The organism is Kineosporia sp. NBRC 101731 (assembly GCF_030269305.1).
GTDB lineage: Bacteria > Actinomycetota > Actinomycetes > Actinomycetales > Kineosporiaceae > Kineosporia.
Genome location: NZ_BSTC01000009.1, coordinates 309696 through 331046, shown reverse-complemented (window position 1 = coordinate 331046; position 21351 = coordinate 309696). Strand labels below are relative to the sequence as shown.

20 protein-coding genes are annotated in these 21351 nt (G+C 66.1%); 7 read left to right on the top strand and 13 right to left on the bottom strand.

The window, feature by feature from the left end; genetic code table 11:
* Positions 1–1854, top strand: coding sequence for an MrfA Zn-binding domain-containing protein (drmB, locus tag QSK05_RS24295; RefSeq protein WP_285599614.1), 1854 nt, complete (start codon positions 1–3; stop codon positions 1852–1854).
* A 193-nt stretch (positions 1855–2047) separates the two neighbouring features.
* Complete coding sequence (locus tag QSK05_RS24290; RefSeq protein WP_285599613.1) at positions 2048–6685, top strand: DEAD/DEAH box helicase; 4638 nt, start codon at positions 2048–2050, stop codon at positions 6683–6685.
* A gap of 228 nt (positions 6686–6913) precedes the next feature.
* On the opposite strand, the gene QSK05_RS36460 is transcribed toward QSK05_RS24290, so the two are convergent.
* The 3 genes from QSK05_RS36460 to QSK05_RS24280 form a co-directional block, all read right to left on the bottom strand.
* A complete protein-coding gene (locus QSK05_RS36460) occupies positions 6914–7099 on the bottom strand; it encodes a DUF397 domain-containing protein (protein WP_352302436.1) in 186 nt (61 codons plus the stop codon).
* 20 nt (positions 7100–7119) lie between these two features.
* Positions 7120–8004, bottom strand: a complete 885-nt coding sequence (locus tag QSK05_RS24285) for a helix-turn-helix domain-containing protein (RefSeq protein ID WP_285599612.1) — start codon at positions 8002–8004, stop codon at positions 7120–7122.
* Between the two features lie 144 nt (positions 8005–8148).
* Positions 8149–8568, bottom strand: a complete 420-nt coding sequence (locus tag QSK05_RS24280; RefSeq protein ID WP_285599611.1) for a hypothetical protein — start codon at positions 8566–8568, stop codon at positions 8149–8151.
* Positions 8569–9153: 585 nt separating this feature from the next.
* On the opposite strand from QSK05_RS24280, the gene QSK05_RS24275 reads away from it, so the two are divergent.
* Positions 9154–9459, top strand: a complete 306-nt coding sequence (locus tag QSK05_RS24275) for a hypothetical protein (protein WP_285599610.1) — start codon at positions 9154–9156, stop codon at positions 9457–9459.
* Here QSK05_RS24275 and QSK05_RS24270 read toward each other — a convergent pair.
* The 5 genes from QSK05_RS24270 to QSK05_RS24250 form a co-directional block, all read right to left on the bottom strand.
* Entirely contained in the window at positions 9447–9899 is a 453-nt protein-coding gene (locus tag QSK05_RS24270) for a YunG family protein (RefSeq protein WP_285599609.1), read from the bottom strand. The genes QSK05_RS24275 and QSK05_RS24270 overlap by 13 nt on opposite strands.
* Positions 9896–10354, bottom strand: a complete 459-nt coding sequence (locus QSK05_RS24265) for a hypothetical protein (RefSeq protein WP_285599608.1) — start codon at positions 10352–10354, stop codon at positions 9896–9898. Before QSK05_RS24265 ends, QSK05_RS24270 begins: the two co-directional genes overlap by 4 nt.
* A gap of 141 nt (positions 10355–10495) precedes the next feature.
* On the bottom strand, positions 10496–10804 hold the full coding sequence (locus QSK05_RS24260) for a hypothetical protein (RefSeq protein WP_285599607.1): 309 nt from the start codon (positions 10802–10804) through the stop codon (positions 10496–10498).
* An 18-nt stretch (positions 10805–10822) separates the two neighbouring features.
* Positions 10823–11218 (bottom strand): GNAT family N-acetyltransferase, encoded by a 396-nt coding sequence (locus QSK05_RS24255; RefSeq protein WP_285599606.1) that lies wholly within the window; start codon positions 11216–11218, stop codon positions 10823–10825.
* Between the two features lie 16 nt (positions 11219–11234).
* Complete coding sequence (locus tag QSK05_RS24250) at positions 11235–12053, bottom strand: helix-turn-helix transcriptional regulator (protein WP_285599605.1); 819 nt, start codon at positions 12051–12053, stop codon at positions 11235–11237.
* Positions 12054–12156: 103 nt separating this feature from the next.
* Here QSK05_RS24250 and QSK05_RS24245 point away from each other — a divergent pair, with 103 nt between their 5' ends.
* Complete coding sequence (locus QSK05_RS24245; RefSeq protein WP_285599604.1) at positions 12157–12903, top strand: SDR family NAD(P)-dependent oxidoreductase; 747 nt, start codon at positions 12157–12159, stop codon at positions 12901–12903.
* Positions 12904–12957: 54 nt separating this feature from the next.
* On the opposite strand, the gene QSK05_RS24240 is transcribed toward QSK05_RS24245, so the two are convergent.
* The 5 genes from QSK05_RS24240 to QSK05_RS24220 form a co-directional block, all read right to left on the bottom strand.
* Positions 12958–14142, bottom strand: a complete 1185-nt coding sequence (locus QSK05_RS24240) for a hypothetical protein (protein WP_285599603.1) — start codon at positions 14140–14142, stop codon at positions 12958–12960.
* A 126-nt stretch (positions 14143–14268) separates the two neighbouring features.
* Entirely contained in the window at positions 14269–15516 is a 1248-nt protein-coding gene (locus QSK05_RS24235; RefSeq protein ID WP_285599602.1) for an MFS transporter, read from the bottom strand.
* Entirely contained in the window at positions 15513–16598 is a 1086-nt protein-coding gene (locus QSK05_RS24230; RefSeq protein ID WP_285599601.1) for a MerR family transcriptional regulator, read from the bottom strand. The genes QSK05_RS24235 and QSK05_RS24230 overlap by 4 nt, the downstream gene beginning before the upstream one ends.
* 215 nt (positions 16599–16813) lie before the next feature.
* Positions 16814–17158, bottom strand: a complete 345-nt coding sequence (locus QSK05_RS24225) for a hypothetical protein (RefSeq protein ID WP_285599600.1) — start codon at positions 17156–17158, stop codon at positions 16814–16816.
* A 110-nt stretch (positions 17159–17268) separates the two neighbouring features.
* Positions 17269–17862 (bottom strand): hypothetical protein, encoded by a 594-nt coding sequence (locus tag QSK05_RS24220; protein WP_285599599.1) that lies wholly within the window; start codon positions 17860–17862, stop codon positions 17269–17271.
* 164 nt (positions 17863–18026) lie between these two features.
* Here QSK05_RS24220 and QSK05_RS24215 point away from each other — a divergent pair, with 164 nt between their 5' ends.
* The 3 genes from QSK05_RS24215 to QSK05_RS24205 all read left to right on the top strand — a co-directional run bounded on the left by QSK05_RS24215 (position 18027) and on the right by QSK05_RS24205 (position 21072).
* Entirely contained in the window at positions 18027–18863 is an 837-nt protein-coding gene (locus QSK05_RS24215; RefSeq protein WP_285599598.1) for an alpha/beta fold hydrolase, read from the top strand.
* Entirely contained in the window at positions 18856–19425 is a 570-nt protein-coding gene (locus QSK05_RS24210; protein ID WP_285599597.1) for a TetR/AcrR family transcriptional regulator, read from the top strand. Before QSK05_RS24215 ends, QSK05_RS24210 begins: the two co-directional genes overlap by 8 nt.
* A gap of 93 nt (positions 19426–19518) precedes the next feature.
* Complete coding sequence (locus QSK05_RS24205; protein ID WP_285599596.1) at positions 19519–21072, top strand: sensor domain-containing diguanylate cyclase; 1554 nt, start codon at positions 19519–19521, stop codon at positions 21070–21072.
* Positions 21073–21351 lie beyond the last annotated feature (279 nt).

Below are 21351 nucleotides of genomic sequence, written 5' to 3'. Positions count from 1 at the left end.
ATGGCCGTGCGAAAGAAGTTTCAGACCGCAGAGAAATCGTCCAAGCACATCGGTGAGGTCGGGGAGGTACGCCGCAGCCAACTCGTCACCACCTACGGCATCGGTTCGATGCTGGCGGCCGGGGAGCAGTCATACGTCGTCAGCGGACTGGACAGTTGGCCCCAACCGCAGCCGGACGAGCCGTTCTTACGGGAATTCCGCCTCGAGACCAGGCTCCGGGCGCCCCGGGGCTTCCGCCTTCCTCCCGACGGAGAGAACGGTGACGGTGTCCGGGCCCGGCTGTTCCCGGAGTGGTACTCCTGCCCGGGGGTCGACCCCAAGACAGGCCAAGGGTGCGAGAACAATCTGAGGGAACGCAAGAATTTCGCTCCCCCGGCGGGCAAGAACACGTGTTCGGCGTGCAGCGAGCCCTTGACCCCGTCACGATTCGTCGTGGCCTGTGAGAACGGGCACCTGGACGACTTTCCTTACTGGCGCTGGGTACACGCCGGGGCCGACTGCCCGGACTCCCCGAAGTCCCGGTTGAGGCTGAGCACCACCGGACGGACGTCGGCGCTCCGGTCCATCCTGATCGGCTGCTCATGCGGCGAGTCCGCCTCGATGGAAGGCGCCATGGGACGTCAGGCCATGCAGGCAATCCGGTACCGCTGCCGCGGGCGGCGCCCGTGGCTGGGCAGGGACGCCGCCGAACAGGGATGCGACCGGCCCGCTCGGGTGCTGCAGCGAGGTTCATCCTCGGTCTGGCTGCCGGTGATCGCCTCCGCACTGTCGATCCCGCCTTTCTCCCAGACGCTGTACGCCGCGCTGCTGCCACACTACGAGTGGTTCAAGGACACCTCGGACGATGAGAAGGCCTTCGCCGCCAAGCGGATCCGCACGGTCGAACCGAGACTCTTGAGGTACACCTCCGAGGAAATCATCGAAGCAGCCAAGGCTTACGCCGACTTCGAAGCCGGACACGCAGCGGACCCCTCCACACTGTCCGGTTTCGAAGCAGCCGACGTCCTGCGCGAACAGGAGTTCGAGCAGCTCTCACGCCCGAGCACACCGGATCCGGACGACCTCGACCAGATATTCGAGTGCGTACCCCCCGAGGGGAATGATCAGGCCGCCCCGCCCTCCGGGATCGAGCAGGTGATGCTCGTGAACCGACTGCGCGAGGTGCGGGTACTGAAGTCGTTCACGAGGATCGAGGCGCTCTCGCCGGCCGAGGACCGCTCCCGCGAGGCCAAGCTGTCCCTGCAGGAACTTCCATGGCTCCCCGGCTTCGAGGTCTCCGGCGAGGGCGTCTTCCTCCGGCTGAACGACGATCGTCTCCGAGCCTGGGCCGAGCAGACCGCTCCTGGCTCGCGGGCCCGGCGCATCCGCGACCGGCATCAGGAGCTTCTGACCCGTCGCACACCGCCCGGCAAGGATGCGCCGAAGTCCCAGGTCACTGCGCGCTTCGTGCTGGTGCATACGCTCGCGCACGCCCTGATCAACGAGTGGTCGTTGGAAGCCGGATACCCGGCGTCCTCGATGAGGGAGCGCCTGTTCGTATCGGACACGACGGCAGGCCTGCTGATCTACACGGCCACCAGTGATGCGGCGGGCAGTCTGGGTGGGCTGGTGGAACTGGGCCAGCTGCGCAACATCCGTCGGACTTTCGATGCCCTGCTGGAACGCCAGCGATGGTGTTCGGCCGACCCCTTGTGCATGGAGGCCGACGCTGCCGGGGCGGACAGCCTCAACCTGGCGGCATGCCACTCCTGTCTGCTGCTGCCGGAAGTCAGTTGCGAGAACGGCAACAGCTTCCTGGACCGGGCCATGGTGGTAGGCGGGGGCACCGAGGAGGTTCCCGCCTATTTCGCCTGACTGCTAAGCAGGGCGGCGGGTCCGCCCTGCTTAGCAGTCAGTGGCCGCCGATACTCCGACCGGTGGTGAGCAGCATCTGGGCAGTGATGTCCACCTCTCGAACGGCCGATGACCAAGAGCGCCGACATCACTCGTCCAGCCGTGGCGACCTTCGAAGGGGATGGAGTGCGCTTCGCGACGACGGAGGAGACACATGCCCCTGGAAGGCTGGGACGGCCCGGACAGCTCGCTGGCACAGCACCTGCGCGACGAGATACAACGGTCGTTGAAGGCTTACCTGGAGAAGCCGAAGTCCGTCACCGAGCACGCCAACATCGAGATCGTGACGGCCCAGGGCGGCTACGGGCGTAAGCAACTCCTCGAGCTCATCCAGAACGGTGCGGACGCCCTGACCTCCGCCGGACCGGAGGGTTCGGGTCAAGCTCGGATCGAGGCTCGACTGAGCGACGACTTCCTCTACGTCGCGAACGAGGGCACGCCGCTGACGCCGGAGGGCGTCGATGCGTTGACGCTCTCGAACATGTCTGACAAGAGCGACCAGCAGATCGGACGTTTCGGACTCGGCTTCAAGTCGGTCGTAGAACTTTCCGACTCGGTCGAGATCGTCTCGCGCTCACTCTCGATCCGGTTCGAACGCGAATCGGCACGGCGACAACTCCAGGGCGTGCTGGGCCCGATCGTCGCACCGTGGCCGGTCCTGCGACTGCCGGAACCGTTCGACCCGCAAGAACTCGCCGACGAGGACGAGCACCTGCGTGAGCTGATGTCCTGGGCAACGACGGTGGTCAGGCTGAGACTGCGCGAGAGCTGTGATTGGCTCAGGAAGGACTTCGCCCAGTTCCCCGAGCAGTTCCTGCTCTTCAGCCCTCAGATCCAGACCCTGGTGCTACGCGACGCCCGCACCGGTGGCCGCGTCCGACAGATCGCAGTGATCTTCGACCGGGGCAGCGAACGGGTGCTGTCTGCCGACGACAAATTGAGCTATTGGAGCGTACGGACCAAGGACCACGAGCCCTCCACGCAGGCGCGCTCGGACGCCGGGAAGATGGCAAAGCGGGACCTCATCCGCATGGTGTGGGCCGTACCGGCGGAGGAACGCACGGGGACCGGGCGGCTCTGGGCGTTCTTCCCCACGCATTCATCCGCCACCCTGGGCGGCATCATCAACGCTCCGTGGAAGCTCAGCCCGGACCGTCAGACCTTGATCGAAGGAACCTTCAACGAGGAGCTGCTGACCGAGGTCCTGCCCGAGCTCGTCGGATCGAGTGTGCCCGACCTCATCGATCGCAAGGACCCGGCCAGCGTCCTCGATGTCTATCCGGCCCGCGGACGGGAGCACCGTTCTTGGGCGGACGAGGTTCTCAACGGACCGGTGGTCAGAGCTCTGCAACGAACGGCCTCCGTCCCGGATGCCCTGGGTGTTCTTCGCCTCCCGCCCAGGCTGAGGATGCATCCGGAGGCTCTCAAGGGCTCGTGGAAAGCACTCTGGCTGGAGGGAGCACCTCATCCGGAGCAATGGGTCCACCACGGTGTCGATGATCGCGGAGCAGCCGAACGCAGGGCCAAGGTCGAACGGCTCGCGGCCTTCGACAACACAGCAACGATCACCGAATGGTTGCAGGCATTGACCTCGGGGTCCAATGCCGTAGCCGGCTCGAAGAATGCGCTACGTCTGACCTGGCGCATCATTCGCGAGGAGCCCAAGCACCTGGAGGCGTGCCGGTCGGCGGCCATCGTCCTGACCACCGACGGCAACCTGGTCCCACCGGTCAAGGGTCGCGTCTTCCTGGGCGGGGTGAGCGATCCCGGTGTCGCAGCGACAACGTTCGTGCATCCGGACCTGCTTGAGGACCCGGACGTGGTGGAGCTGTTCGAGATGTTGGGTATCTCGCAGTTGGACCTGGCCGGCACTCTGCACTCGATCCTCGACGGTATGGACCTGGACCATCCCGAGGCGAGCCAGTGGGAGAAGTTTTGGCGAGCCTCCGCTCAGATCGAAAGCGAGCTCGTACAGAAGATCCTCGGCGAGCACATCGAGGACCCGAGGATGAACTGTCTCGTCAAGACGAAGACCGGCGACTGGAGATACGCTTCGCAGATTCTTCTACCGGGAGCGGTTATCCCGGAAGGCGCCACGACCGACGGCCACGCATCCCTGGACAACCAGTTTCACCGGGGAAACCTGAGGACTCTGCGAGGCATCGGCATGTCCGACCGCCCGGAGCTTCGGGCCCCGAGTCTGGACGATGAGTGGTTCGACAGCTGGAGGGAACACATTGTCGATGTCTACCGGCAAGGGCTGCCCAAGGGAGTGAGCGTGCCCAAGCGCGAGAACGTGTACGTCGACGAGCACCTGATTCCCTCACACCTCGATTTGCTCAACACTCTTTCCGAATCCGGGAGGGAAGCCATGACGACCATCGTCATGGCGTTCCTGCGTCCAGCGGTCTGGAAGGTCCGGGCCGACAAGCGGCCCGAACAGGCCGTCGCAGATCCCGTGATCGGCCTCGTTCTCGAACACGGTCGCATCCCCACATCCCTCGGACCGCGACAGGCCCGGCAGGCGTTCGCGCCCGTTCCCGGCCTGCCGGAAGATCTCTTCCCGGTGGCGCGAGCAGCCGACATGCTTCTTAACGAGCTGATGCAAGGGCTCGAAGACCTGACCGACGCCGACTGGGCGGATCTGCTGAGCAAGGCTCAGCAGTTGTCCACCGATCAACGCGGTCGCCTGTACACCCTTGCGGTGAAGCACATCGAGCCCCCCGCGACACTGTGGGCCGACGATCTCGAAGGACAACGTGAGGCATCCACGTCCCAGATCTGTGCCGTAGCAACCACGGAAGACTTCCACATCCTGCGTCAGCAGGGAATCGCGGTGGTCAGGGTCACCAGCGCTGCCGAGGCCGAAGAACTCCACACAGCATGGGGTCTCGAGCCCGCCGCCCGACACATCACGTCGGCTATTCACCATGTCCCGTCCCGGGAACCGCTGCCTCTGCTGGACCTGCTGCCGGCACTGCGCGATCACACCAGCAAACCCGTCGACCATTACGAGGTGCTGCCCTGCGAGGAGATCGAGTTCCGCAGGGTGACCCCCGGCGGACAGGAGACTCAGAGAAAAGACTTCCTTCTCCTAGAGCACCAGATCTACACTGTCGACCTGGAACTCGGCCCGCTACTGAGCCGGATCAACGCCGAGCTGGAACTCGGGATCAGCGACGCATACCAACAGATCATCGTTCACGAGTCCAGCCGCTCGGCCACCCGTCATCGCACCAAGGCCGTCCGCGAGGCCAAGAATGACGACGAACGTCTCCTGATCGCTGTCGGCGAGGACGAACTGCGTCGCGCCATACCTGCAGCTGCCATCACCTTGATCGAGCAGGACGAAGGACCACTACGGGGGACGAAACTGGCGGCTGCCGCGCGAGCGGCACTGGGCCTGGAAGTACTCACGACCCTCAAGGCGGCCCTGGAACGTCGAGGGTTGGAACCGCCCAGCCGATGGGCCGGATCGGGACAGGCCCGAGGCTACGTCACTGACCTCGGTTTCGATTCGGAGCTGGCCGGCTTCAGCGGCGGCGAGCGCGATGCCATCGTCGATGTCGACGGTCCAGTACTACTGCCGGACCTGCACGAATACCAGGTTCGCGTGGCCGACCGGATCCGACGTGTCCTTCGCGGTGAGGACAAACACCACCGAGGCATGGTCTCTCTGCCCACCGGCGCCGGTAAGACCAGGGTCGCCGTCGAGGCCGTCGTCCGCGCGGCAGCCTTCGAAGGTCTGCGTGGGCCCGTGCTGTGGCTGGCTCAGAGCGACGAACTCTGCGAGCAGGCCGTGCAGACCTGGTCTCTGATCTGGCGTTCCGTAGGACCGCCCGAACGACTGAGAGTCAGCCGGCTCTGGGCAGGTAACGACGCTGAACCCTACGAGGACGGCTTCCACGTGGTGGTCGCCACGGACGACAAGATGACGAGTGTGTACCGACGGGACGAGTATCGATGGTTGCGCGAGGCGACCGTGGTCATTATCGATGAGGCTCACACGTCCATCTCGCAGTCCTACACCCCTCTGCTCGAATGGTTGGGCCGCGGACGCTCCCGCGCATCCGGCAAGCCCTTGATCGGTCTTTCCGCGACACCGTTCCGCGGCGTAAGCTCTGAGGAAACCCAGCGTCTGGTCGGCCGTTACGACACTAACCTACTCACGGACGACGCTTTCGAAGGGGACCCTCACGAAGAGTTGCAGGCCATGGGGGTTCTGGCCAAGGTCCGGCACGAAGTGCTACAAGGGGCCGAGATCGACCTGAGCGTGGACGAGCTGCGAGAGCTGCGTGAGCGCAGGCGTGTCGCACCCTCGCTACAGGACCGTCTGGGAAGGGACGATCGGCGAAACCGCACCATCGTTGAGTCCATTCTCGGCCTTCCCTCCGACTGGACCGTTCTGCTCTTCGCGCCCTCGGTGGACAGTGCTCGTGCCCTAGCCGCGATCCTGAGCAACAAAGGCGTTCCTGCAATGGCAGTTTCGGGCGAGACAGACAAGGCGGCCCGCCGCCACTACGTGGACCAGTTCCGAAAGAAAGAGTTGCGCGTGCTGACCAACTACGGGGTCTTCGCGCAAGGATTCGATGCGCCGGCAGTGCGCGCTGTCTACGTGACACGCCCCACTTTCACTACCAACCTGTATCAGCAGATGATTGGCCGTGGCCTGCGCGGGCCTCTGAACGGCGGTTCCGACGAGGTCCTGATCATCAACGTCGAGGACAACTTCCGCCAGTTCGGAGAACAACTGGCTTTCCATCACTTCGACTACCTCTGGCAATCCAGCTGAGTGAGCCCGGTAGCCAGGAGGAATCTCGCCCCCGGGCCCTCACAGAACCGTACACGGCAGTCTCCCGTCATGCGGCTCTTGTCGTCCTGGTCACAGCGCCACCGGCACTGGCCCACCGCATCGATCGCGGACCTGTCCGGCCGGTACCCGTAGGAGTCCGGGTGGAAGACCACCTCGTCCTTCTCCTCCAGGACACGCGCGGCCACCGTCTGCCATAACGAAGTAAGTTCAATCTCTGAGACGATCAAACTCGTTGTTGCGGACACCCGCCAAGAAGGCATCCCACTTGATTGAGCTCGTGATCACAACCGTTCCGGGATCATCGCTTTCTCGCAGAGCGACATCTCCGTCGCCCAAGAACGCCACTTCGACGCAAGCACCCGAGCCATTGCTTCGGCTACTCTTGCGCCACACGGCTCCCTCTAAAAGGCCATTCACGATCTGAACTCCTTCGCGGCTTGTCTCATCAGATTCACGGACGCGGAGGCACCCAAGGATGACCCCCAGATTCCTTGCCACGCAGCGTCGTACTGCAGTAGTTCAGCTGGCTTGTCGAGATACAGGGCACCGGTGAGCGACTCGACGTAGATGGTCGGAGGTTCGCTCTCACGCCCATCAGTAGTCACCGGAAATCGCAGGGTGATGAAGGGTCCGGAATGAATGCCAGCGTGATATCCGACTCTGAACGGTAAGACTCGCAACTGAACATGGTCCAATCCGCTCAGCTGGACCAGATGATCAAGTTGGGCTGCCATGACCTCTGCGCCACCTACGGGGCGCCGCAGAATCGATTCGCTGATCACTGCCTGGAATGTCGGCGGCGCGGTCGCCCTGGTCAGCAACGCTCCACGACCGATCCGAACACGAACACGATGATCAATCTCCGCCTCGTTTGCATCGGCGTGAGCCTCCTCCACGAGAGTTCGCGCGTAGGACTCGGTCTGCAACAAACCAGGAACGAGATCCGTCTCGTACCAACGAAAGGCGGACGCTCCCTCTTCGAGACCAATGTAGACGTCGAAGTACTTAGGAAGCACGTCGCCATAGCTGTGCCACCAGCCGCGTGCTTTTGTCTCCCCTGCCAAAGCACTGAGCACACTAGTCATCTCGGAACTGGCCCCGTATATCTGGCACATCAACTCGGCGTCGTGACTGCGCATCGACGATTTCCCCGTCTCGATACGCCAGATCTTGCCTTCCGACCACTCCAGTTCCTTGGCCACGGCCCGAACCGTCATGCGAGCCTGCCCGCGCAGATCGCGCATGTATCTGCCGAGCTGACGTCGCGGAACAGTCGACCCCGTGATCTCGGTCTGCACCTCATCCCCCTCGGTCAGGAGCGAGCCCTCACACCCGAAGCAGAAGGTGTCGGCCAGTCCACCTAAAAGACCACCCCCCGCAGGCTTTCTGCATGCCCGCGAGCACAAGTAGAAGATTGCACACCGTTTGTGATTTTGCCAAATCTAAGATCTAGCCCTCCACCGGATCGGCAGGCCAGTCAGCTCGCTGATGTCGCTCAGATCGGCCGGCTTCACCTGGGGCAGGCACCGCCTGCGCCCGCTTCTACTGAGAACGTAGACCGGGTCGCCTCCCAGGTTCCGGTCCATGAGTTCCTCGGCCTGAGCCACCGGCAGAGCCCAGGAGCCCACCAGGGTGCGGACGGCGATGACCTCGGCCGTCACGATCGTCCTGAGTCGGCGCTGCCGGTAGCCGAAGTACACGCCGAGCAATGTGGCAGTGAAGACAGACGTCCAGCTCAGGTAGATCCCGATCAGGACCATGAGCGCCACGTACGCCATCAGGCTCGCGAGGAACAGGGCGACTGCGTAGTGACGCGGCATGGTGGACCGCGGCTCGGGCGCCGGATAGACCAGCTGCTTCACGCCGTCCCGCCCTGGCCGCACCGGGCGAGCCGAGGTCGGGCCCGGTCTATGCCCGGAGCCCGAGACGGCTGCAGCGAAACAACGTCAAACAAGCCGTTCTGCCGCCGTCGGACAGCCAGAAGAACGTCCGTGACAGCCACCGGCTCATGGTTACCCGAGCCCAGAATGCTCGCATGTCGAGCAGCGATGTCACGCGGTGAACATGTCCGGACCACCGTTGTGGAATGAACCTTCCATCGACAATGGAAGACTTTGGCTCGTCCGTTTAAAAGACCTGCCCCATCAAACTTTCAAGACTTCGACAGGCCGAAATAGCATCTTGCGCACCGTTCGGGTTTTTGCCAATCTTGGTCGCGGCGGATCACTCGGAAGCAAGCCGAGGGGCGCGATCCGCCGGGTGCAGTCATCGGGGAGCACGCTCGAAGACGGGGGTTTGGGGCAGTGCCCGGCACCCTCCTGGTGGCCTGGAGCCCGCACCTCCAGGCCACCAGGGTCCCTCCCATGATCGCCGGGTCTCTCGCCTCGTGAACCCCTCCTTCCCAGGCGAGGGACCCGGCTCAGGACACGGGAAGTAGGCACGCAGCGATGTCATTAGATGCGCCCTGGATCGGGTGGCTGGAAATAGACCTGGGCAACGGCCTCGGAGTCTCGGTTGCGACCGTCGACGTCAACGTCCGGCGTGACATGGTGATCTTCTACATCGGCAACCGGAACATCGCGGTCATCGATCGGCAGCAGCTGCGACGCTGGCTCATCCACCCCACTATCGACCTACTTCAGGACGACGTCGTGTTCCTGACCCTGGCCGGCGAGCTCTGCCTCAGCGTCGACGCCTCAGTTCCTTACGTGGTGCCGAAAGACGCTGCCCGAGAACTTCTTCAGCTCGTTTGAGACTGACTGCCATCCTGCTCGTCACGCTGGGTGCCGTCGGCCTCGTGCGGGAGCGCACCCAGACGATCGGCGAGCCGCTCCCGCAGCAACAGGTACTCCTCACGGCGCCGTCGTAACGGCCCCGGCGGACGCTTGCGCACCTGCACCGAGCTGATCGTCTGACCGAGGCGGAACTGCTCCTTGGTCATATCGATCTCCAGGCCGCTCTCCAGCCGGTTCCACCAGTGATATCCGTGCTGCTCACCGTTGAGATGCACCTCGCCCATCACCAGATCGCCACCGAAGAGATCATTGACGACCAGAGCGGTGATGTCGCAGTGACCCCAGGCCGGGTTCTCCGGGCTCCAGGGGGAACGTTCAACATCGTCAGGTGAACAGGTATCGGCCGCCCAGGACGCGCGCAGGCCGTCGGCGACATCGTTGAGGGTGAATACGGTCATCGGAGCTGCAGGATCATCACGGGGTAAGGACCCGCGGGCATCTCAGACGTGGCGTGAGCTGCGGGAATGACGTTCTCCATCCTGATCAGCAGCTCGCGTGGCTCACCGATTCCGAGGTGAATGCGCCACCCCCATTCGCCGGCGTACTCGCCCTCCAGGCTGATCAGTCCGTCAGCGGTCCGGGTCCCGGACAACGACATGGTGTCGGGCTTCCGATGCCACGAGTCACCCCAGGTGGCCACTACCGCATCATCCTCACCAGCAAGCTCCATGAGGACGAGACCGTCTTGCGGGCCGTCGTCGGGATGCTGCCAGGAGTACGCCAGCAGGGTCAGGTGGCCGCCCGCGGCAGTGGTCACGGAGGCCGCGGCCGGCAACTCCACGAGCGGATCGGCCGGAATCAGCCGGAAACCGTTGCTACCAGACCAGGTTCCCACAAGTTCGGACAGGCTCATGGCACGACTCTATCCAAGGTGCGCCCGAACGTCAGTCGTACCAGTTGAAGAAAACGCCACCGAGGGTCTCGGTCTGGTGATAGACCACCCACTGCCGGTATCCGTCCAGTTTGCGTAGATGCTGTTCCCGCACCGGCTGGTTCATCTCCTCGGCGCTGGCGACCCGGAACCCCGACGCCCTTGGACGATCTCGTCCGCCTCCCGGCCGCTGCCCATCTCCGCCGCGGCCACCAGACCGGCTGCCGGATTGAGCAGGATCCACAGAGCGGGGCCATGGTCGAACTTCACGCCGACCCGGCAGTAATTGCGCCCGAGTTCTGGCGGCTGGTAGTTGACGACCACCTTCCCGCGCCCACGTCGGAGCACCTCGTGCAGAGCCGTCAGCAGGATCTTCTTCTTGGCCTCGTCATGGAGCGGGTCGATCATCCCGGGAAACAGCAGATCGTCCATGGCCATGATTCTCCCGCATCAGCGCAACGCGATAAGGCCCGCGCGTGTAGGCGAGAATCCGCACGCCTCGAAGTAGAACGGTTGCAGATGTTTTTCGAAGTCGACGTGGATCCAGGCGCAGTTCGCCGCCCGGGCTCCACGGACAGCGGTGGCCACGAGTTCAGCTCCGACACCGCTCTGCCGTCGATCGCGAGCGACCATGGTGTCGAGGAGGAAAGCGTGGGCACCGCCGTCCCAGGCCACGTTGACGAATCCGACCAGCCGACGGTCTTCGTGTGCGCAGACCCAGCCGAGACTGTGCCGGTGCACCTGCGCGTACCAGTCGACGGCCGTCTCTCCAGGACCAAAAGCCTCTGCGTGAAGGGATTTGAGGGCCTCGTTGGTGAACTCGGCCCGCCACTCGTAGGCAATCATCCGTGGATCAGACGCATTACACAGTCACTGACCTACGGACCGCATCAAGGATGGTCTCGGTGTCGGTAGACGGGTCGGCGGTATAGAGGACGAGGGTCTGGGCGGTCGGGTAGGCGGTCATGAACGCGTCCCACAGCACGGTGATCGTGCCGAAACGATGGCTGGAAATGCGCTTGGTGCCGGAGGAATGACCGTGGACGTCGTGGCGGGCCCAGAGCTGCCGGAAGGCGTCGCTGCCCGCCGAGAGGCGTCCGAGCAGGGAATGCAGCCTCTGATCGCCCTCCCTCCCGCGCGCCATACTGCGCAGGGCTGCCACGGCTTCAAGTGCCACGGCGTCCCAGTCCGGGTAGGTGGAGGGGGCCTCACGGTCGAGGAAGACGTATTCCAGCTGATTGCCGTGGCCGGCCCGGCCGAGGAAGGCATCGGCCACTGCGCTGCACGCGATCACGTCGAAGTACGGGCCCAGGATGTAGGAGATCTCCCCGTCGAAACGCATCAGCGCTCGGGCCAGAGCCGGAACCGGTTGGTCGGCGCTCACGGTCGGAGGCTGCACGGCGACCGGCCAGACCAGGGAGTGCAGGTGGCGGACGGCCTCGTCCTCCAGGCGCAGCGTCGCCGCCAGCGCATCCAGCACCTGGCGTGAGGGTGAGCTGTCTTTTCCCCGCTCCAGACGGGTGAGGTATTCCACGCTGATGCCCGTCAGCGCAGCCACCTCTTCGCGCCGCAGGCCGGGCACCCGCCGGCCCTTGGTCCGGATGCTGAGCCCGGCCTCTTCAGGCGATACCAGTTCGCGGCGGGCGCGCAGGAACTCGCCGAGACGATTGCTCTCACCCATGCCAGGAGCGTAGGCCAGAACGGGCAGGCCGGAAGGGGCCCTGCTGGGTCCCCTCCCGGCGGGTTCTGTTGCCCGAGCGGTGGTCCGCCGCATGCTGCCGGTCATGAATACCGAACTGCTCGGCAAGGTAGCCCTTGTCACCGGGGCCTCCTCCGGAATCGGAGCGTCTGTCGCCCGGGCGCTGGCCGCCCGCGGCGCGAACGTCGCTGTGGCCGCGCGGCGGCGTGACCGGCTCGAACAGCTGGCCGCCGAGATCGAGGCGGACGGTGGCACTGCCATGGTCGTCGAACTGGACGTCACCGATGAGGCGACGTGCCGTGCGGCCGTCGACCAGTGCGTCCGTCGCTGGGGCTCGCTCGACCTCCTCGTGAACAACGCCGGAGTGATGCTGCTGGGCCCCATCAAGGGCGCCGACACCGACGACTGGCGACGCATGATCAACACCGATGTTCTGGGGCTGATGTACATGACGCACGCGGCGCTGCCGCACCTGCTGAACTCCCGGGGCACGCTCGTGCAGGTGTCCTCGGTCGACGGCCGTCTGGCGGGACCGCTCACCGGTGTCTACAACGCCAGCAAGTCCGCAGTGAACGCGTTCTCGGAATCACTGCGGCAGGAAGTGACCACCCGGGGAGTTCGTGTCGTGGTGATCGAGCCGGGGGCGACGACGACGGAACTGGCCTCCCACATCACACATTCCCCGACACGGGAGGCGGTGGAGCAGTTCGCGGCAGCCCTGCGGCCCCTGGCCCCCGAGGACGTCGCGGCCGCCCTCGTCTTCGCGGTGACGCAGCCGGCTCAGGTTGCGGTCAACGAGATCCTGCTGCGATCGGTGGATCAGCAGCGATGAGGAACGGGGCCGGAACCAGACGGTTCCGGCCCCTTAGCAGGGTTTTTCAGATGGTCAGAGCCCGGCGCCCATCCCGGCGAACGTGTCCGCCGGGATGGTGTTCAGGATGGCTTTCACATCGATCACGGTGGCGCCGTCCGGAGCCTTCACCGGGGCGGCGTCAGGGTCGATGTCTACCGTGACGGCCAGGGTCGCGTCTTTGACCGGCTTCTGGAGGAACTGGACCAGGTCGATGTTGAGGCCACTGAGCTTCTCGTCCTCAAGGAAGAGGTCGACCGTGACGGTCTCGTTCTCGCCGATCTCACCGGTGCTCTTCTTGATCCCGTCGGCCGTGCTCTGACCGAAGACGGCGATCAGGTCGTCCTGCACGGCGGCCGCGATCTTCTTGATCGGCACCGTGACCCGGTAGCCGTCACCCTGGTCGCCGCCGTCGACCTCGGTGACCTGGGCGTCAGCCTCGACCGCGGCCTGCAGCGAGTCGACGAGGGTCTGCACCCGGTTCGGGTCGATCGACGGTGTCACAGCCTCTTTCGGGAGCTCGTCGAGCACGCCCTGCTGGTTGAGCACCTTGAGCGACTCGATCAGGTCGAGCGAGACCCAGCCGCCGTCGAGCGCAGCCTTCGCCGGGGTGGCGATGCTCGGCGGAAGCTGACCGAGCAGGGCCTGCGCGTCGCTGACACTGCCCAGGCCGGACATCGTGGCGATCTTCTCAGCGTCGGCGCGCAGATACATCACGCCGTCTATGGTGACGAAATCGACCAGGCTGGAATCGTTCAGCACGGCCGAGATCGCCATCGACCCCTGAGCCTTCACCGCGGCCTGAGCCTTGGCCGGGTCTTTCAGCAGCGAAAGGCTGTCAGCTCCGAGGTCGGAGACCTTCAGCATGTCGGCGAACGTCTGACCATCCGGTGCGGTCTGGTTCACGACCAGCTTGCCGCCGAGGACCTGCTCGAAGTCTTTGATGTCAGACGCTGTGATCACGTCGTCACCGCCGGTCTTCGGCTGCGCGGCGCTGATCTTCTGCAGATCGGCCTTGGTGCTGTTCAGCGCCAGGGTGTAGCCGGCGCTGGAGAGCTTCGTGTGGTTCGTGAAAGCTTCGAGGACCTTGTCTTTCGGGGTGCTCCCAGCGGCCCCGGCACCGTCGGCGCCATCGGATTCAGAGCCTGCGCAGCCGCTGATCCCGACCGTTGCCACCAGGCCGAACGCTGCGACTGCCATGACTTTGGAACGCGTGGTCACTGTTCATCCCTTGCATTGATCTTGCTGTGGGCGCCCCGACGCCGCCGATGACTCGACTTTAGGGATAAACACACAGACTTCGCACAGGATTTAAAAAACGGACGAATCTCGAATGGGTCACGGCGGTCAGACAGTCGGGTAGCGCCACAGGTACGGGACGGCGCGCACGATCGCGGTGACGGCGGCCATGGTGAGCAGGCCGCCCAGGCAGACGGCCCAGCGCGCACCGATCGCCGATCCTGCGAGCGCGTGCAGGACACTGCTCAGCTGTGGGCCTCCGACCAGCACGATGGTCAGGGAGCCCTGGGTCCGACCGCGGAGGGCGTCGTCGGTGTGGGCCTGGGTGATGACGTTGCGGAAGGTGCTCAGGACGACGTTCACCGCGCCTCCGACGGTGAGGGCGATCAGGGCCGGGGCCAGGTGTGGAGTCAGGCCGAACAACACCACGGTCAGGCCCCAGGCGATCGCGGCCGAGGCCATCCAGGCGCCGTGCCGGCGGGCGTGGGTGAAGGTTCCCGACAGCAGACCAGCCAGGAGCACGCCGGTGGGGTAGGCGGCGTACAGCAGTCCCAGGACCGGGCCTCCTTCGGCGGGGCCGCCGTAGAGGCGGTGGGCGAGTTCGGGGAACAGGGCGACGGGCATCCCGAAGACCATGGCGGCCAGGTCTACGGCCAGGACGGCGACGAGGACCGGCTGGGCGAACAGGTAGCCGAAACCGTCGATCACCTGCCCGATCAGGGGGCGGCCCACAGGACGCGGAACGGGTGGGATCGGCGGGAGCCGGAAGACGGCCCACAGCACGGCGGTCAGCGCGATCGTGTCGCAGAGGTAGAGCGGGCCGAGGCCGACCGCGGGGATCAGGAGGCCTGCCAGGAGCGGCCCGATGATCGAGCCGGTGTAACGGACCAGGGAGCTGAGACTGGTGGCGGCGGGCAGGAGTTCCGGAGGGACGACGCGGGGCACGGTGGCGCCCGTGATCGTCATGCTCGCCCCGAACGCCAGGCCCTGGGCTCCGACGAGAACCATCAGGGCTGCCAGGGAAGGTGTTTCCCGGGTGGCCAGGGCCCACAGCAGGAGGTAGATCAACGCCTGGAGGGTGTGTGCAAGCAGGAGCAGACGGCGGCGGTCCATCGTGTCGGCCAGCGCACCGCCCCACAGCGACGCGACGGCCAGGGCGACGAAGGACGTGGCCGAGGCGACGGCGATGGTGCTGGAGGAGCCGGTGAGGGCGAACAGCTGACTCGGGATCGCGATCAGGCTGAAGGAACCACCGACGGCGGAGATCACCGATGCGATCCAGAGTCGGCGGTAGGCTGGGATTCTCAGGGGACGCGGGTCGAGAAGGTACGACCCGGTGCGGAGCGACCGGCTCATCGGACCGGCTTGCTCGTCACGTCGGCCACGACACAGCTGACGTTGTCGGGGGCCCCGGCCTCACGGACGGCGGCCAGCAGCTCGCCGACCGTCTGCTGGGGCTCGCCGCCGGTGGCGATCAGGGTGCGGATCTGTTCGGTGGGGACGACCGCGGACAGTCCGTCGGAGCAGAGCAGGAACCGGTCACCCGGTTGGGCATCCTGCAGGCCGACCTGCGGCGCGACGGGGGTGCGGCCGTCGAGCGCCTTCAGCAGGAGGGCCCGCTGGGGGTGACTGTCCGCCTCGGGGGGCGTGAGCCGGCCCTCGTCGACCAGGGACCGGACCAGGCTGTGGTCGTGGGTGATCTGGAAGAACCCGCCGTCCCGGAGCAGGTAGGCGCGGGAGTCTCCGATGTGCACCATGGCCAGTGCCGAGCCGGTCCACAGCATCGCGGTCAGGGTGCTGCCCGACCGTTCTTCGCAATCACCGGCCGGAATGATCTCACCAATGGCCTGGTTCGCCCGGGCGGCCGCATCCTGCATGACATTCAGCAGGTCACCGGACCGAAGGTGCTCTCCGTCAGCCAGTTTCACCAGTGTCTGCACCGCAGCGGTACTGGCCTCAGCACCACCGCGGCCGAACCCGTCGGCCACGGCCAGCAGACCGGGCCCGGCGTAGGCGGTGTCTTGGTGGGTGGCGCGGACCAGGCCGATGTCCGATCCCGCCGCGTAACGGATCTCCAGGGCACCGCCCTGGCCGGACCCAGCCGATTGCCGTCCGGTCAGTCGATCGACGAGAACGGCCGCCAGATCTCGCCGGACCGCGGTGTCGGCCTCGACCTGGGCCCAGAACGCGGCGACCTCGTGGGCCGCTTCCCCGGGATCCAGGTCGCACACGGTACGGATCTGGGCCAGGGGCATCCCCAGCCTTCGTAGCCATGCCACTGTCTGCGCCCGTTCGAGCTGGGCCGGGGCGTAGAACCGGTAGCCCGTGACCGGGTCGACGTGGGCCGGGGGCAGCAGACCCAGCTCGTCGTACAGGCGCAGCGCTTTCGGTGACAGCCGGGCTGCTCGGGCGAATGCCCCGATCGTCCACCATTGCACGCCTGACCTCCCGCCACCCGGAACCGCACCCGACAACGGGAAGAGTGGTACTTCCCCCCAGGGGAAGGTCAACCGCGTCCTGCGTGATCATGCCGATTCGGGGAACGTTCGCCTGATCACGAACGAGGTGGATGCTCCGCTGCGGGCGGACACGGCCAGGTACACCCCGAAGACCGGCGATCTCCGGGTGCCCACCTCGTCCGTTGTTACAAGAACTACTTCCAGCCCTCGACCCACACCTTGGCAGCGGCCCACCCGACGCTCGGCGCCGGCAGGTCCTGCTTGGAACCGAAGACCACCTGCACGGTCGCGGTCGGGAGGTTGCACGCCTTGTAGGTGCGGACCTCCTCGCCGTAGCCCTGTGCGTTGGTCTCGTAGCTGGCCCGGGTGCCGTTGCCGCCGATGACCTTCGCCACCTGGGCCTTCGACATGCCGACCTTCACCTTGCCGAACTCGGCGTTGGTGACGCACGACGTGTTCTTGACCGCCGCATCGGCCGATGAGGCACCACCGACCACGAGGGTGGCAACGACACCGACGCCAATGAGGGCACGACGCATGAAGAGTTTCCTTCCAGATTGTCCCAGAACTGCTCCGGGCCTGACTGATCCATCGGACAGGCCGTAGCGGTTCTGATACTCCGAAAGAGCTACTCCGTCACGGAGTGCATTCAGGACGTCGTCTGCACCCGGTCCAGGTGGTACATCTTGTTCAGGGTGCGCAGGCCCATGGTCTTTAGCACGTCGCGATGGACGTCGTCGCACTCCTGCTTCATACGCGCGTCGAGCTCGACGTCTTTGAAGCTCGCGGTGGGCTGGTTCGCGGCAGCCGCGACGGCGGTGCTCCAGTAGGCGCCGATCTGCATGCTCACCATGTCGGCGGAGTCGCTGTCCTCGTAGGACAGCAGCTGGATCGGCATGACCTCACAGGCCACGTGCCCGACGCCCTCGGGGCCACCGGCCGCGGCCATCTCGGTCAGCACCTTCTCCAGGTCGATCATCTGCTCGGTGCGAACCTCGGCGGCCTTGGTCGACTTGGCGCCGTGGACGCGCTGCAGCATCTGCTTGATCTCCTTCAGCTGCCGGGTCCACGTGGCGTCCTGCTCCTCGTCCACGTTCCAGACCGACACCGGGGCGGTGGGCGTCACGACCGCAGGGGACGAGGCCGCGGCGGTCGGGGTCTCGCTCTCTCTCGCACACCCGGTCAGCAGGAGTCCGGCCACCGACATGGTGACGACCGACCGAACCAGCAGCGACCGCTTCACGTTCACATCCTCCAGGGCCTGGGGCGTCCGTTCCCCAGTAGCCGCAGAATCATGGCAGGTCGTTCTGTGATCACCAATCTCCCAGGAGAGCGCGCCCGTTGACACCGCTGGCTAATGCCACTAGCTTTTAGCTAACGGAATTAGCCGACGCCACGGAGGACATCATGACCGAGCACCTGAACATCGCCGGCAACACCCTCGCCTACGACGTCACCGGCGAGGGCCCCCTCGTCGTTCTGGCGCACGGCATGGGCGACAGCCGGCACTCCTACCGCTTCATGGTCCCGGCCCTGGTGGCCGCCGGATATCGGGTCGCCAACGTCGACATCCGCGGCTGCGGCGACTCCAGCCTGGGCTGGGACGGCTACAGCCGCACCGACATCGCCGGTGACCTGGTCGCCGTGGTGCGGCACCTGGGCGGACCGGCCGTGATCATCGGCCAGTCGATCAGCGGGGGCGCGGCCACCATCGCCGCCGCCACCGCACCCGAGCTGATCACCGGCACCATCGAGCTGGCCCCGTTCACCCGCCAGCAGTCGGTCTCCCTGGGCGCGCTGTTCCGGTCGAAGCGCTACCGGGCCGGCACCACCCAGCTGGGCCTGACACTCGTCCTCGGAAGCCTGTCCGCCTGGAAGAAGTACCTGACCCTGGCCTACCCGACCAAGCCCGCCGACTGGGACAGCGAAATGGCGCGCATCGACGCCAAAATGATCGAGCCCGGCCGGATGAAGGCCCTCCAGGCCATGTGCAAGGCCAACCCGGCGGACGCGGGCGAGCAGCTGCCCAACGTCACGTGCCCGGTGCTGGTCATCCAGGGCAGCCTCGACCCCGACTGGGTCGACCCGCGCGCCGAGGGCGAGAAGATTCTCGCCGACCTGCCCACCGGTCTCGGCGAACTGGCCGTCATCGAGGGCGCCGGTCACTACCCGCACGCGCAGAACCCCGACGAGGTCGTCGCCCTGGCCCTGCCCTTCCTGGCCAAGAACCTCTCCCTTGCCTAGAGCCGGGCTCGACGCGGGCTCGGTCACCGCGGCCGGCGCGGCGCTGGCCGACGAGGTCGGCTTCGACCGGCTCAGCATGGGCCTGCTCGCCGAACGCCTCGGGGTGAAGGCGCCCTCGCTCTACAAGCACGTCACCGGCCAGGCCGATCTTTCCCACCGGATCGCGGTTCTCGCGATGACCGAGATCGCCGACACGATCGGTGAGGCCACCCGGGGACGAGCCGGTCGCGATGCCCTGGTCGCCGGCGCGAACGCCATGCGCACGTACGCACTGAAACACCCCGGCCGGTACACGGCAGGCAACGTGGCCCGGCCGAACGGGGCCGAAGACCCGCTCCACCCGGCCGTCGACCGGCTGCTCGCCTCCTGGACCGCCATGCTGCGCGGGTACCGGCTCGATCCCGATCAGGAGATCCACGTACTGCGGCTGCTGCGCAGCATTCTTCACGGCTTCGCGATCCTGGAGGCGACCGGCGGCTTTCGGATCGGCATCGACGTCGACGACAGTTTCACCTGGATGGTGCGGTTCATCGACCAGGGATTGAGGACGACGACCCCGTAGGCGAGGACGGCCGACCCTAGCCTTGATCCCTTCATCTAACGCCTGTGGACCGGGACGCACCACTGGGTGGCCTGAGGTCGGCAAGATCCTTGAATGTTCAGCGGCCAGGCCGACAGGCACCTGGTGAGCCAGGACCGCGCAGCCAGCCGACGCGCGGCAACGGGTCTGTTCGGGAGTCTCAGTCGCTGGTTCGCCGCAGGACTGGACGCCGACTCCCAGCGGCAGCGCAAGGGGCGGATCGGGGCCTGTCTCTACCTGGGCGGCGCCGTCTACGGTGCGCTGATCGTCTGGCAGACGCCCGATCCGCCGGTGTCGCAGACGGTCGTGGCGATCGCGGTCGCCGTGGTGGCCCTCACCCTGATGGTGCTGCCCTGGCAGCGCGTTCCCGACTCGGTGCTGATCTGGCCGGTGCTGCCGAGCGCCTTCTTCACCACGCTCGGCTCCGGCTCTTCGAACATGCTCGGTCACTACCAGGCGATCTACCTGCTGGCCCTGGGGTATGCCGGGCTGGTGCTGAGACCGGGGCAGACCGCGAAGGTGGCCGGGGTGAGTCTGGCCCTGCTGGCGGCGGTCGCCGGGTTCGGTCTGCAACGCGACAGCCTGGTCGAGATCACCGGGACGATCCTGTTCGCCGCCCTGATCGGTGAGCTGATCGCCGCCGCGATGGCGGCTCAGCACCGGCAACGCGTGAAACTGGAGCACCTGCACGCCGGGGTGCGGCCACTGCTCTCGGCCCACTCCGAGTCGGAGGCCGCCCGCCTGGTCAGCGAGCAGGCGCTGGACCTGCTCGGTGCCGACGGGGTCGTGACCCTGGTGGCCGACCGGTTCGGCCCGCCGAGTGCGCGGGACACCTCGCTGACCGCCCGGGGCGGCGCCGGGCTCGGTTCGGAAGTGGCCGCGGTGCAGTCCGGTGACCACCCACCCGAGTCGGGCATCGGTGCCGTCACCCGGGACCGGCGTCCCCTGTTCGTCCCCGATGCCCGGCACTCTCCCGTGAGCCTGCCGACGACCGGGAACGAAACGAGCTGGGCCTCGGCGCTCTTCCTCCCGGTCGAGGTCGTCGACCAGCTGGCCGGGGTGATGGTGGCCTTCTGGACGAGGCCGGTGAACGAGCTGGACCCCTTCGACGCCCAGGTGATGGAACTGCTCTCGCTGCAGGCCGGGCCGGTACTGATGCGGGTGCGGCACGTGGAGGAGCTCGACCGGGCCGCGACCACGGACCCGCTCACCGGGGTCTCGAACCGGCGGGCCTTCGAGCAGGCCATGGCGAACCTGGAGGACGACGCCCTCCTTCTGCTGTTCGACCTGGATCGTTTCAAGGGGGTCAACGACACCCAGGGACATTCGGCCGGGGACCGGGTGCTTCAGGCCTTCGCCTCGTCGCTGACGGCCTCCGTGCGGGACACCGACCTGGCCTGCCGGATCGGTGGCGACGAGTTCGCCGTGCTGACGCGCGGCAGTTCGGAGGTCGCCCGGGCGATCCTGGACCGGCTCTCGGCCGCCTGGTCGTACCCGGAAGGGGTCGGATTCAGCGTGGGGTCTGCCGAACGACGGCCGGGAGAATCGGCCGAGCACCTCAGCACCCGGGCCGACGAGGGGCTCTACGCCATGAAGCACCGCCGCCGGGAGCGGGTCGAGGTCGACTGAATTCGAGCTGTCCGCGCCGGACCTGGCCGCGATCGACGCCCTCGACGCCGGCGTGCGCAGTGGCCCGGACCCGGACGTCCCGCGTCCGGAGCGGTTCGACACCGTGATCCCGGAGAACTGAGGGCTCTTCTTCCGCCTCGCCCCTTCACCCGTAGGGCGGGGCCCTCGAGGTCGGCCGATCCCGGGTGGCCGGGTTCGCCATGTGTACACCTGGTACATCCGGTACCGCTTGTACCAGGTGTACACATCGCGCACGCCCCCTTGCCACGAGGACGTGCG